Below are 13634 nucleotides of genomic sequence, written 5' to 3' on the forward strand. Positions count from 1 at the left end.
TGGCCTCGCGAATGATGCGCTCGACCTCGTCGCCGGTGCCGACCGGCACGGTCGATTTCGTCACTACCACGGTGAAGCCCTGCAGCGACTGCGCGATCTCTTTCGCGGCGGCGTAGACGTAAGACAGGTCCGCGTGCCCGTCGCCGCGGCGCGAGGGCGTGCCGACCGCGATGAACACGGCGTCGGCATCGGCAACCGGCTGCTTCAGATCGGTGGTGAAGTCGAGCCGCTTGGCTTTCACGTTGTTCGCGACCAGCTCGTCGAGGCCAGGCTCGTAGATCGGGATCTCGCCGCGATGCAGCGCTGCGATCTTCCTCTCGTCCTTGTCGACGCAAGTGACGTCGTGGCCGAAATCCGCAAAGCAGGCGCCGGACACCAATCCCACATAGCCCGTGCCGATCATCGCAATTCGCATGAAGACTCTTTCCGTTGGAGACGGCTGTTCCAGTGAACACCCTAGACCATTTCACTATCCGATCGCGCGCCCAACATTAGGGCAGGTTGCTGCGCGAACGAATAACTCTCAACCGCTGTGCGTGACGGCCATTGCGGACGGCCCTGAGCTCGCGACATGCATTTGTCGCATTCTACATATGCGACAGATATGCCGCGTAGGCGCGCCTCAAGCCACCCCCAAGCGACGTGGTCGCGCGCCAGCCGAGCCTGTCGAGACGGCTGACGTCGAGCAGCTTGCGTGGCGTTCCGTCGGGACGCGAGGCGTCGAAGCGGATTTCGCCGCTGTAGCCGATAATCTCGGCAACGATGCGCGCGAATTCCGCGATGGTGATATCCTCGCCGGTGCCGATGTTGACAAGTTCGGGGCCGGAATAGGTCTTCATCAGATGCACGCAGGCATCGGCCATGTCGTCGACATAGAGGAACTCGCGCCGGGGCGTGCCGGTCCCCCACACCACGACGTTGGTCGCGCCTGAGAGCTTCGCCTCGTGGAAGCGCCGGATCAACGCGGCGACCACGTGACTCATTTCAGGATGATAATTGTCGCCGGGGCCGTAGAGATTGGTCGGCATCACGCTGATGAAATCGCAACCGTACTGACTGCGATAGGCCTCCACCATCTTGATGCCGGCGATCTTGGCGATCGCATAGGGCTCGTTGGTGGGCTCCAGCGGCCCCGAGAGCACGTAGTCTTCGCGGAGCGGCTGAGGCGCCAGCTTCGGATAGATGCAGGACGAGCCGAGAAACATCAGCTTCCCGGCGCCGTTCTGATGTGCGGCGTGGATCACGTTCGCGGCGATCGCGATGTTGTCGTAAATGAACTCGGCCCGGAGCGTATCGTTGGCGACGATGCCGCCGACCTTCGCGGCAGCGAGGAAGATCACCTGTGGCCGCGTCTGCGCGAACCATCCGAACACGGCCGCCTGGTTGCGGAGGTCGACCTCGCTCCGGTCCACGGTGACGAGCCTTACGTCCTCCCGTTGCAGCCGGCGCACGAGCGCGCTGCCGACCATGCCGCGATGGCCGGCGACGTAGACGCTTTTGCCCTTCAGCTCAAATGGTGCGCTTGCCATGGGCTGCGTCCCGTTTCGCCTCGGCAAGGTCGCTCGTCACCATCTCCTCGACGAGCTGAGCGAAGCTCCGCTTCGGCTTCCAGCCGAGCACCTGACGCGCCTTGCTGGCGTCGCCTATGAGGAGATCGACCTCGGTCCGTCGGAAGTAGGCCGGATCGATCCTGACGACAATCTTGCCGCTCGCCGCATCGACGTCTGTCTCCTCGACTCCCTCGCCCCGCCATTCGATGCGGCGGCCGACCTGCGCGAACGCCAGCTCGACCATCTCCCGCACCGAGTGCGCAGGTGATCTTGCGGGTCACGAACCAAAAGCCATAGAGCTTGGCTACGCCGTAGGGCGAGCGCGGATAAAAAGGCGTCGTTTCCTTTTGCGGGATCTCCTGCACCAAGCCATAGAGCTCGGAAGTCGAGGCCTGGTAGAACCGCGTCTTCTTTTCCATGCCGAGAATGCGGATCGCCTCCAGCAGCCGCAACACGCCAATTGCATCCGCCTTCGCGGTATATTCCAGACTCTCGAAGCTGACTGCAACATGGCTCTGGGCGGTGAGATTGTAGATCTCGGTCGGCCTGATGTCCTGCACCAGGCGGATCAGGTTGGTCGAGTCCGTCACATCACCGTAATGCATCAGGAACGGCACGTTGCCTATGTGCGGGTCCTGATAGACGTGATCGACTCGCGCGGTATTGAATGAGGACGAGCGCCGCTTGTTCCCGTGCACGACGTAGCCGAGCGACAGCAGATATTCGGCCCGATAGGCGCCGTCCTGGCCGGTCACGCGGGTGATGAGAGCGATCCGCTCAGCCATGCAAACCTTGTTCCTAGTCACCCGGCGGCTTCACGATCTGGCTGGCCGGCGATACTGCGAGAAAGCCGTCCGCAGCGGCTCTTTTTGGCCGCATCGGTCCACCAGGTCAATCCCGGGAGGAGAGACGTACGGCGATCGAGACGCACCGCGATGAAGCCGTGCCCCCTGTGGCCGCAAAGACACGGCACCCTGCGCCCTGTCGGCCCGCGCAAGCGGCTCGAGCAGACTTATTTCGGACCGCTGACAGCGCTGACGAGCAGCGGGGGGCTGGACCGGGACACTGTGATCTCGATAGTCGAAGCCCCTTCGTCATGCCGGTTTTTGCCCGTCACGAAGAGGGTGAATTTGTCGGTGCCCGCAAAGTCCGGCTTTGCGAAATAGCGGAATCCTGGGCCAACTAGAACGATCTCGCCGCTCTTCGGCTTCTCCGTCAGTTCTACCTTGTAGATCTGCATCGTCGGCCATCGCAACCCCTGAATGCAATCTCCACCGGGCGCAATCATCATTGACCATTCCATGGTGTCGCCGGCAAGTCTGTAGGGCTTGATATCGCGCAGACAGTTGGGCGTGGCGTGGGTAGCGGCGACTGATGCGAGAAGCGCCAGCACGGCTGCAATGGATGCACGTATGAATTGGCGTGACATTGGCTGGCCCCCTTCTCGTGTGCAGGCGAAAAATGGAGGCAAATATTGAATCATCGGTAAGTGCCGAGCGCGGCCCATTTCCCTTGGTAAACTCCTCGTTAGGTGCGCTCCGACGGGCGCACTCAAACTTCGCGATCCAAGGCATTAATTCGCCGCACTTTGTCCGGATGATCACTAAAGTCAGGCGTCTGCCGCGATGCTCGTGTCGAGGTCGCGGACCATGGGCCGCCTGAAGAAGTACCGACGTCTCAATTGCTTAATGAATCCTAGGCTTCGACTTGGCTTTTCACAGGTTTCGCAACATTGGGCGCGGAACTCGATTCGCCGTTTGGATTTGATCGTACCTCCGAAAGCGATTGGGTGATTTGCGTGCTGGGCCTTGTTCTCTTGTTATCGACAGCCGTGCTGTCTTTCGCGGCCGGCTACACCGCGCGTGGGGCGGTCTCCCGCAAACGGCGCGATCGATATCGATTGTATGAACCCTACCTGAAGCCCACTGGGGTCAGCCAACCGCCAGCCTTCCTCATACGCAATACCACTAATTACAATATACCTATCGCGCCTCGGAGATCCCGGGCCGGGTAAGGCCAAATGCGAGTTGGATCACGGAACGAACGCGTGGCTGCCATCACAGCTCGATCTGGTAGGCAGGCGCTCGCATCCGCCCAGGTTTGAACAAACGTATCCAGGTGTCGGGCGCCTCGTAAGGCGGCCGATACCGCTCCTTACGTCTTTACTTCCGGCCGTCTGATCGTTTCTTTTTGGGTGGAGATCGGCTAGGAACTGGGCGAATTCAGTTTGGCAAATTTTCATGCAGATGTTCTCTCGGCCAGCAATTGCCGCGGCATACGTCATGCTTCAGATGGTTGCTGCGGGATTGACTCCGGCTGCAGCGGGTCCCAGCGCAGAAACCGCCAAGAAGTGCATCCGCTATTCCTACCTGCTTTATCCCTATCAACGCCCCGGGGCGGTGCGCATGAGCGCTGATCGCAACAATTATTTCAGGGACTGCATGGCGAAGGACGGCAACGTTCCGGAGCCGCCTTCCCCGAAAGGGCCTGATACGACAATGAACAACGTTGAGCCACTCTACCCCGCTAAACATAGAGTCCTTGCGGCTTAGATCCCAGAGCTTGGATTGCGAGCGGCGCATCATAAAGGCTTCAGCCTCGGCTTGAGCCGATTTCCCAGTCTTCTTCAGCACACTTTCGAGCGATCACGACCTTCTTCGGGCAAACGAAAGAAGTAAGCGCAACGAAGGGAGGGTACGGCCCACGTACAAGCGGCCGGCAATTCCGGTATGATCGTACCCCCCAAAAACGGGCACGAAATTTGCGTGGGCCGCTCCTGAGAGACAACGAAACCAAAAATCTTGTGCGGAGCATCGCGTGCTTGGCTTGCTGATCCTGTCATCTACTGCCGCCATCTCCTTTGCAGCCGGGTACACGACGCGCGCAGCGATTTCGCGGGAGCGTCGCGCGGAATATCTCAAATCAGTCCTATGTGCAGCCGCATCGAGCGAGCGAACTGCCGACCTTTCTGCTCCGCCCTTCTGCAGCTGCAAAGACTGGATCTTCGGATAGATCCAATTCTGTTGACAGGTGAGCTACAGGTCATCTTCGCAAGTTTTCAGCCGGGAGGCGGGGAGCCGTGGCTTGCAGTTGCTCACTGCCACGCGCCCGCTGGACTGATGCCTCCAATGGCGCGACAATTCGTATCGCCTAGCGATGGGTCGTTGCAGTCAGCACATGATACAAAATTGTGCTCTCAGACGAACAATTGGAGCTGCACACCGCCTGCACGCAGCTAGGCTCACTGGCGAAACATCGGTGATTCGAAAGATTGCTTCGATCAGCCATCGGATTGAAACCCTGGGCCTATGCAATCGTTAGTTCAGCTCACTGAGCAAAAACCTCGGGCGCGCGAATGGCTTTCCTCGTCAGAACTCTTGAACGGCTGTCCTTCTCTCTTGGGACACTCGCATTGCGTCTAACGTACGAGGGTAACGCATCAGCCCCCGTAGATCCAACGCGCGAAGTACAGACTGACGACCGAGCTCAGCACTAGTCTAGCAGGGCATCGTGAACACGACCTGTGCTTCTCTATTTTCCAGCGTTGTCGTCGATCTTGCCCCCATTGGCAACGCACTTGTTGAAGAATGCCTGCTGATCGCGACCAGTCCCCTTTGCGCTACCTGCAGCAGGGTTGCCGGGCTCTCGAGGGGGAAACTGTTTGGCCATGAGCGCGCTGCATTTTCTGGCCACCTCGGCAGTAATGGCAGACGCGGGATCCATCGCGGAGACCGCAAGCAGCGCGACGAGGCATAGTGCGGCAGTGTCGGGGCGCGGTCCAGAAAACATGGTCTCACACGGGTTGTGGCATAGGCGAGCCATCCTAGTTTGTTTTTGCGCATTTGGAACGCAGAAATATGAGTCATCACATGGCGCATCCAGATCGGCATGCCGCTGCGCCGAAGGAGGCCTCGCCTTGGAGCTTGCTCACAAGTACTGAGGAAAAAAAACGGGTCGAGCATCGCTATGGCATGGAAGAAAGAAGGCTGGTATTCAAGGCTAGCCCTTGAAGAAACGCGACTTTTCGGCCCGAATGGGGAATTTGGCAGGGATGCGTTCGCGCGATTTGAGCATAACTGGTGGGGACGGAACGGAGCCTGCCTCCGCGGAGGTTCAATTTGCCCTCGTGATTTCGCGCATGCTGGAGACGGTTCAGAGTCATCCCGAGCACATGCGTCAGATCGTCTATGATCTCGCCCGTTACAAGCTCGACGAGCAGGCCACCACTTCTAGCCCTCAAGACGTTCAGCGGGCGAAGCAGGCGTTGGAAACTGCCATCCGCGGCGTCGAGGAGTTCTCGCGGCAGCAAGTGGGCATTCCGCTGCAATCGGCCCAGCAGTTGTCGGGCTCGGGCCTCTCGGATGCTTACCGATCTTGGGCTCGGGAGCTGCCCCCGGCGGCCACACATACGATTGTTGAGCTTGACCGCCGGCTCCTTGGTGCAAGCGGATCCTTCTGGTCGATCGCGAGACGAGCCGCCATACTCCTGCTGCTTGTCGGTACGGCCGCGTTCGTCGTACACCAGCGAGAGCGCCTGGCATCGCTTGGGAATGGTCTCCAGCGGGAGGGACAGCCGGCTATCGCCGCATCACCTGCCCCGGTTACCGCAGCGACGGCTCAGTCCGCTAGAACGGCGCCGCAGCGTTCCCCTCTTCGACCGACCGACTATGGCGTCTATGCCGTGGTCGACGACCAATCGCTCGCAGAACTGCCACTGCTGCCCGGAAGGCCACCGGATATCAGGGTCGCCATCTCCGCGGCCTTCAAAATGCCCGATCAGGCCGCCCTCCCAAACGGCCACCCAAAATTCATCGTGTTCCGCCGCGATTCCCTGAACAATAGCTTGGAGCGGGCCGAGATCCGCGTGGTCGCCAGGATAGCGCGCGAATTCTCGGCAGAAGCGACGGGCAAAAAGCTGGGCGACAGCGAGGAGGCGTGGGTGATACGCAACTTCTCCTATCCGTTCCGCGTATCTCCTTTGCCTGACAGTTCCGAAATGTATGAGCTTCATAGCGAGGACCCGGCGCTGGAACTGCCGCCTGGGCGCTATGCGCTTATCCTGAAAAATCAGGCCTACTATTTCAGAGTTGGTGGTGACATCGTCGATCCGAGGCAATGCATCGAGCGGGTGGTTGCTACGAATGGCACTTTTTATTCGGCCTGCAAGAAGCCATGAGGCCTTATAAGGAGAGCAACGGCACCTAAGTAGAGTGGAGTCTTAACTTATTCAGAATGGAGACCGTTATGAATATGCCGATGTCTTTGCTCATCGCGGCGTTGGTTTCCACGCTTGCCGCTCCAACTTTCGCCCAGAACACGCAACAAAGGAATACGACGGTGCGCTCGCAGGGCTATACCACCGGTTCACGCTCGCCGGTCGCAACTCAGCCCAGCAACAACCCCTTCAAGAACCCCATTGGTCAGGGAGTTCCTCCAGCCCCTTCAGCGAATCCGAATCTGAATAGCAATCGAACCAATCCCCCTCGCTAGACTACGGCTTTCGGCTCCCAGAGTGGTACAGGTTGAGTTAGACGTCTTCACTGGTTCGGAATCGAGAGCTCACTGCCGGTTGACGTCAACCTCGAGAGAGGAGACTCCATTGACACGCAGAGAAGTGCCGCTGATCTCGAGCTTGAAATAATCCGAACCGCCAGCAGAATCGGCGAAATAGCGGAAGGATGGTCCCTCCACGATGAGACGTCCGGCTTTGGGCGGTTCGATGATCGAGACCTTGTCGATCATGAGCGTCGACCAACGCAGGCCCTGGATGCATTGCTCGCCGGATTTTATCTTGATCGACCAGCGAATAGTGTCGGACCTCAATCGAAATGCCTGCGGATGCAGAATGCAGGTACCTCCGGCAAGCGCAGCAGAACACGCCAATCCCTGGACTACCAAGGCGGCGATAATTGCTTGAAGGATTTTTCCCCGATTTGAAATAAGGTCCAACAAGGGACGGATTTTACGCCCCTCACATATCAAAAGCGAGAGCTGCGCGGACGTCTTAGGCATGCAACAGGAAGCTGTGAAGATCGATAGGGGCGATATGAGGTGCGAGCTCGATCTGAGTTGCTCCTTGCGCGTGATTGTAATCGAACGTCTCACCGAAATGTGCGGTCAAAAACACTTGGTCCCATTCATGGTGGGTGGAGATCAGAGGCTGACCTGACGGAACGGCGACAATCTCACTGAATTTGAATGCATCGCCATCGACTGCACTAAGATGGGTTGGCAGCTGAGGCAGTGTTGAGGCCCCCGCAACAGAGAACTTGAACTGATCAATGGGCGGGTCGATGACGAGAGTGCCTCCGCTTCCGTCGCTCGACAGATTGAACGTCGAATGGGTGTAGTCTCCAGCCAGCCTGATCTGTGCTGTATGGTTCTGCGCGTCCCAGACGGTGAGTATCCCCCCCGCGGTATCGCCGGAATAGGTCACCTTCGTGCCTGATCCGAACGAGATGTCCTTGAGGTCGAGAATGTCCGAGCCGGACGGATCGCCGTTGCCGGAGAGGCCGTAGATCGTGCCGGCGAATTGAGAGGCCTGGTCGAGCACCAGGGTGCCGGTCGCAGCGGAGAACGTGACCGCGCCTGACGCCGCGCCAGTCAACTCGAGCGTCGCACCTGCCTCAATCATCAACGCTTGGCTCATATTGCTCAGGCTCAGGACCGCCTTGCCGGATATGTCCAGCACGGTTGATGCCGTGTTGATTAGACCGTCGCCGTTCAGGTCTTGCAAGAAGCTAACTTCTAGTGCCTTTAAAGCGCTGTCGCTTCCAGATACGTGGACATAGGAAGTCTCATTTCCGCTCTTGTCAGTATTCCAGATCGAATAGTCATTCGCACTGAGTTTCCACACAACAGTATAACCAGTTGCGGTTTGCTCGGCGCCCAGCGCTGGGATCATTACGCGCTGACTTGCTAGGACTGGCAGCCCCCCGTACTTCAGTTCGGGGCCAGCTCCCGCACCATCAAGGAGATAGAAATTGTCCCCCACCTGGACCACGCTGGTCTTTCCTTGCGTCTCGATCACGGTGGCCATGGGAGCAGCCACTGACGGAGTAATTGCGCCCATGGTGCCGTCGCCGTTTAGGTCTTGCTGGAATGTCGTCTCCAAGGAGACCAGCGCATTACTTGTCGCAGATACGTGTACGTAGGATGTTTCATTGCCGGCTTTATCAGTATTCCAAATGGAATAGTCATTGCCGCTGAGTTTCCACACGACAGTATAACCAGTTGCGGTTTGCTTGGCGCCCAGCGCCGGCGTAGAGGTTCGCTGACTTGCCAACACCGGCAGACCACTAAATTTCAGTTCGGGCCCAGCTCCGGTACCGTCCAGGAGAAAGAAATTGTCTCCCACTTGCATCATACTGGTCTTTCCCTGCGACTCGATGACAGCGGCCATGGGAGCATCCACTGACGGAGTAACTGCGCCCATGACGCTGTCGCCGTTTAGGTCTTGCTGGAATTTCGTTTCCAAGGAGACCAGCGCACTACTGGTTGCAGATACGTGTACGTAGGATGTCTCATTGCCGTTGCTGTCGGTAGTCCAAACTGAATAGTCCGTTGATGAGAGCTTCCACACAACAGTATATCCGGTGGCAGTTTGCTCGGCACCCAACGCGGGTGTGGAGGTTCGCTGACTTGCCAATAACGGCAGACCACCAAATTTTAACTGAGGACCGATTCCTGTGATGTTGCTGAAGAGATAGTAATTGTCGCCGACCTGAATGAGGCTTGTAGCACCGTTCGACTCAATCACCTTATTTGGTGCCGGAAGCCCAATTGTAGCATCTCCGTTTAGATCCTGACGCAAGATACTTTCGACGGATTCCAAGGACGTATTGGTACCCTTCACATTGTTTAGCAAATACGACGTAAAGTTTCCGTTATTGTCGGTCATCCACACCGTGTACATGCCCGTCGAAGGATTTTTCCAAGCCACCTCATAACCACCGACGATCATCTCGACACCGATCGGCGCCCATCCACTGAACTGCCCTGCGATATAGACGTCACCATTGTACTTTAGCGTCGGCCCATTGCCACTAGCCGTCGGACTGAGAAGATAATTGCTGCCCACCTGAACGAGACTGATTGCTCCAGCCGACTCGATCGACGTGCCAATGACGGAATCAAGCGACGACGAAAGGTTGCTGGCGTTCCCGGCCGCATCCGTCGACGTGGCAGTAAATGCATGCGCTCCTGCTGCAAGCGAGCCGGTCGTGACGCTCCAGATTCCGTTTGATGCCGCAACCGAAGTTCCCAGCAGCATCGTCCCTTCGTACAACTTGACCGTGCTGCCCGCCTCTGCTGTTCCGGATACCACTACCTTGTTGTCGGTAGCGAGTGTATCCGAGACGAGAACCGGCGCATTGGGCGCGGCCGTATCCACCATCACATTAAGAACGCTCGACTCCGCGCTGACATTGCCGGCGGCGTCCACCGCCTTGCCTGTAAAGGCGTGGGTCCCGTCGACCAAAATGCCGCTCGCAAGCGACCAGTTGCCGTTGGCATCGACCGTGACGGTGCCGACTTGCGTCGCGCCGTCGAATATCAGCACCTTACCGCCGGCTTCCGCCGTCCCGCTCAGCGTCAGCTGATTTGCGTTTGTGATTCCGTCGCCGACGATGTTGCTGTCCGGTGAGAATGAGGCGATTGAGGGGGCGTTTGGCGCCTTTGCATCGATCGTGACCGTCACAGGAACTGAAGCGGTGCTGACGTTGCCGGTGCCGTCTGTCGCGATAGCGGTAAAGGAATGGCTTCCGTCCGCCAGGCCCGACGTTGCAAAGGTCCAGGTACCGTCACCATCGGCCGTCGCGATACCGACCTGCGTGGTCTGATCAAATATCTTGATCGTCACTCCGGCCTGCGCCGTTCCGGTCAGCGTCAGTTGACTCACGGGGACAAGCCCACCAGCGGCCGACGAGGTCGAGCCCGCCAGAGAAAACGTCGGCGCTGTCAGTCCCGTCATGCTCATCGCCGCGCCGGTGGAGGAGACGAACACGTAATCAGACGAAGATAGCTGCGTTACACCGACAAGCCGTAAACTGTCCGTTCCACCCGCGTAGTGAACGGTCCACGCGTCACCCATATTTGTCAGATAAGCGCTGGCGTCATATCCCTTCAGCACCAGCTTGTCGTGCTCTGTGGTTGCGCTCGTGAAGGTGCGGAAATCGGCTATCGCATCGCGGCCACTTCCGATCCCATAGATAAACGTATCGTTGCCCACGTCGCCGAACAGCCAATCGTCGCCGCCAGCACCGTTCAAGATGTCGCTCCCGCCGGAGCCGACCATCCGGTTTGCCCAATCATTGCCGATGCCGGTGAGTCCGCCCATCATCAGCGTCAGATTTTCGACGTTCGACGCAAGAGTATAGGAGGTCCAGGCCTGGACCGCATCGATGCCGCCGCCGGCGTTTTCAACTACCTTCTGGCTCGCGCTGTTGATGACATAGGTATCGTCACCAGTCCACCCCACGAGCGTGTCGTTGTAGTTTACTGCCGTGATCTTGTCGTTCGCGGCAGTGCCGTAGACGGTGCGGCTGCTCGTCGATCCGTTGACCCACGAGGTGATCGTACCTCCCACGGGCAAAGTAGACGGCAGCTGGAAGTCGTCGCTGGTGAAGGCCGAGATTGTGGTGTTGCGGATAACCAGCGTGTCCTGGCTCGTCAGCGCGAGATAAACGTCGTTTCCGACCTGCGTCATCGCCGCCTTGACGTCGCCGAAGGACGTAAACGCAAAGCCCTTCAGTTGAATGATATCGTGCCCCTCAGCCGATCCCGGCGTGAAGTCGGTAATGACATCCGAGCCGTCACCCGAGTTGACGACGAATGTGTCGGCGCCCCCGCCACCGATCAGGATGTCATTGCCTAGTCCGCCCGTGATGACGTTAGCCGCACTGTTGCCGATGAGGATATTGGATTGGGAGTTGCCGGTGGCATTCAACGCCGACGAACCCGTCAGCGTCAGGTTCTCGACGTGGCTCGACAGAGTGTAGCTGACCGACGACAGGATCGTGTCCACGCCGCCGCCATAGGCTTCCACGACCTTCGCATTCGTATCGGTGACAACATAGGTATCGTCGCCCGTGCCGCCCGTCATTATATCGGCGCCGCCCGCGCCACCGAGCAGGTCGTTGCCTGAAGTCCCGGTCAGGCTGTCGGCAGCGATGGTACCGCCCATGGCTGTCGACGCAACACCGCTGCTCCTGAGCGTGTAATTCGCAAGCGTGTACTCTGACAACTGATAAGCTTTGATGTAGTCAATGCTCATCTGCGCCGTTGCACCAGGATCCGCATTGCCGGCCCAGCTTCCGCCCATCGCGAGATTGGCGATCATGTACATCGCAGTGTTCATGTCAGATGGCGTCGCGACTTGCCCGACCTCGACACCATCGACAAAGTAGGTCAGCGTGTAGGGCGTCCATTCCACACCGAAGGTGTGATCTCCGGCGGTGAGGTTTGCGGTATTCGCCCAATAACCCTGACTTGCCGTGGACGAGGATACGAAACCCCAATGAGCCTGATCAGGGTCCCGTCCCAGGGCCTCAAAGATGTCAAGTTCGGTAGCCAGGCCATTCGTATTGATCGGCAGCATCCAGAAAGCAGGCCAAGCGCCCTTCGTATCGGACAGCGTGGCCTTCATCTCGAAGTAGCCGTAGGTCTGAACGAAGCTGTTCTCGGTTGTGATCACTCCAGACGAGAATTGGTGATTGCCAACATAGGCGAGAGCGCTGGATGGAATAGGCGCGGCCGAGATCACAAGATGCCCGTTCTGTATCGAGAGCGGATTCAAGCCCAGCGGGCTCGACGCTTGCGTCCCCGGCAGGCCCGTGAAGCTCCGATCGACATAGACCTGCTGCTCGCCGGGAAGTGTGTAACTTGCCACTCCGCTCCAGGCATAGCTCGTTTTCCAGGTCAGGTGAGGATCCTGGCCGGCGGACAGCGAGTTGAAATCGTCGCCAAAGGTCTGGATCAATCCCGATGGCGCCGTGACGATGTTGATGTTGGCTGTCGTGAAATTCTGAACCTTGGTGTTCTCCAGCGTTATTTTCTCGCCATTGCCGAGCGACAGGACGATATCGGTGCCGACCTGTTGCATGGCGGCAGTGACGTCGGCGAGCGTCTGGAAGTTTGTACCGTTGATCTGAAGAATGTCACCGCCGGCACCAGTCTGAAAGTCGGTGATGATGTCGTTGCCGTTTCCGATCCGGACGACGAACGTGTCGCTGCCCGCTCCGCCGGTAAGGACGTCATTGCCCCTGCCGCCGTCGATCATGTTGTTGCCGGCGCTGCCGATGATGATGTTGTCCAGATCGTTGCCAGTCGCAGGCGCGTGATAGCTGCTTCCCAACGTGAGATTCTCGACGTTAGGCGCATTCACCAGACTGTAGCCGTCAATCATACCATCGTAGATGGTATCGATCCCCTGGCCAGCGAGCTCGACTACCTTCGTTCCATGATTGTACATGAAGTACGAGTCGTCGCCTGCGCCGCCGATTAGCGTGACACCGTCGCCCATCGCCTGCAGCGAGTCGTTGGTTGCGCCGCCGGTCAGCGTGCCTCCTGCTCCGATCGTGGTCCACGCTGTATTCGGCGATGCACTGATCGGCAGCGGATTGTCGAGAATGACGTTTGCGGCCGTGAGAGACGAGAGCGCGACATTCTGCAACGTGAGCGTCTCGGTTGAAGAGAGCGTGACGACAACGTCTAGACCTGACTGCCTTGCAGCAGACATGAAAGTTGCAAATGTTGCGAATCCATAGTTCTGCACGCGAAGCGCATCGCCGCCGGCCCCTGCCTGAAAGTCGCTAATGGTGTCGGAGCCATACCCCTTCGAAACAACGAAGAGGTCCCTTCCGGCCCCGCCGGTTAGCAGGTCGCTTCCAGTGTCGCCAAACAGAATATCGGCGCCGAAGGTTCCATTGATCGTCAGGGCATAGGGCATGATGGTCGCGTGCTCTCGTTGCACGACGAACATCGAAGACAGGCGTCAAATCGAATTTACCGGTTTGCAGACAAATTGAAGGATATGAAAGATCTGCGAATCAAAGCGTACCGAGTTACTTAAGGGCGGCCTAAAAC

At 58.3% G+C, this 13634-nt stretch carries 7 protein-coding genes and 1 pseudogene; 2 read left to right on the top strand and 6 right to left on the bottom strand.

The genetic code is table 11. The annotated features are described in order from the left end of the window. The 4 genes and pseudogenes from HZZ16_RS12645 to HZZ16_RS12660 all read right to left on the bottom strand — a co-directional run. On the bottom strand, positions 1-415 hold a 415-nt coding region (locus HZZ16_RS12645), incomplete at its 3' end, for a 2-dehydropantoate 2-reductase N-terminal domain-containing protein (protein WP_197948788.1). A gap of 172 nt (positions 416-587) precedes the next feature. Beyond that, a complete protein-coding gene (gene fcl / locus HZZ16_RS12650; protein WP_197948789.1) occupies positions 588-1529 on the bottom strand; it encodes a GDP-L-fucose synthase in 942 nt (313 codons plus the stop codon). Next, positions 1510-2335: pseudogene (locus HZZ16_RS12655) on the bottom strand (GDP-mannose 4,6-dehydratase). Before HZZ16_RS12655 ends, fcl begins: the two are co-directional and overlap by 20 nt. 227 nt (positions 2336-2562) lie before the next feature. Continuing rightward, positions 2563-2979 carry a hypothetical protein gene (locus HZZ16_RS12660; RefSeq protein ID WP_197948790.1) on the bottom strand — a complete coding sequence of 139 codons (417 nt, stop codon included), beginning with the start codon at positions 2977-2979 and terminating at the stop codon, positions 2563-2565. 2709 nt (positions 2980-5688) lie between these two features. On the opposite strand from HZZ16_RS12660, the gene HZZ16_RS12665 reads away from it, so the two are divergent. Together HZZ16_RS12665 and HZZ16_RS12670 are read left to right on the top strand one after the other, a co-directional pair. Further along, the gene (locus HZZ16_RS12665; RefSeq protein ID WP_246510095.1) at positions 5689-6726 is read left to right on the top strand and encodes a hypothetical protein; all 1038 of its coding nucleotides are present in this window, start codon (positions 5689-5691) and stop codon (positions 6724-6726) included. Positions 6727-6794: 68 nt separating this feature from the next. After that, positions 6795-7040 carry a hypothetical protein gene (locus HZZ16_RS12670; RefSeq protein WP_197948791.1) on the top strand — a complete coding sequence of 82 codons (246 nt, stop codon included), beginning with the start codon at positions 6795-6797 and terminating at the stop codon, positions 7038-7040. A gap of 69 nt (positions 7041-7109) precedes the next feature. Here HZZ16_RS12670 and HZZ16_RS12675 read toward each other — a convergent pair whose 3' ends face one another. After that, complete coding sequence (locus tag HZZ16_RS12675) at positions 7110-7562, bottom strand: hypothetical protein (RefSeq protein ID WP_197948792.1); 453 nt, start codon at positions 7560-7562, stop codon at positions 7110-7112. Further along, complete coding sequence (locus tag HZZ16_RS12680) at positions 7555-13530, bottom strand: Ig-like domain-containing protein (RefSeq protein ID WP_197948793.1); 5976 nt, start codon at positions 13528-13530, stop codon at positions 7555-7557. The genes HZZ16_RS12675 and HZZ16_RS12680 overlap by 8 nt, the downstream gene beginning before the upstream one ends. Between the last annotated feature and the right edge of the window lie 104 nt (positions 13531-13634).

The sequence above is a fragment of the Bradyrhizobium glycinis genome, assembly GCF_016031655.1.
GTDB classification, from domain to species: Bacteria; Pseudomonadota; Alphaproteobacteria; order Rhizobiales; family Xanthobacteraceae; genus Bradyrhizobium; species Bradyrhizobium glycinis.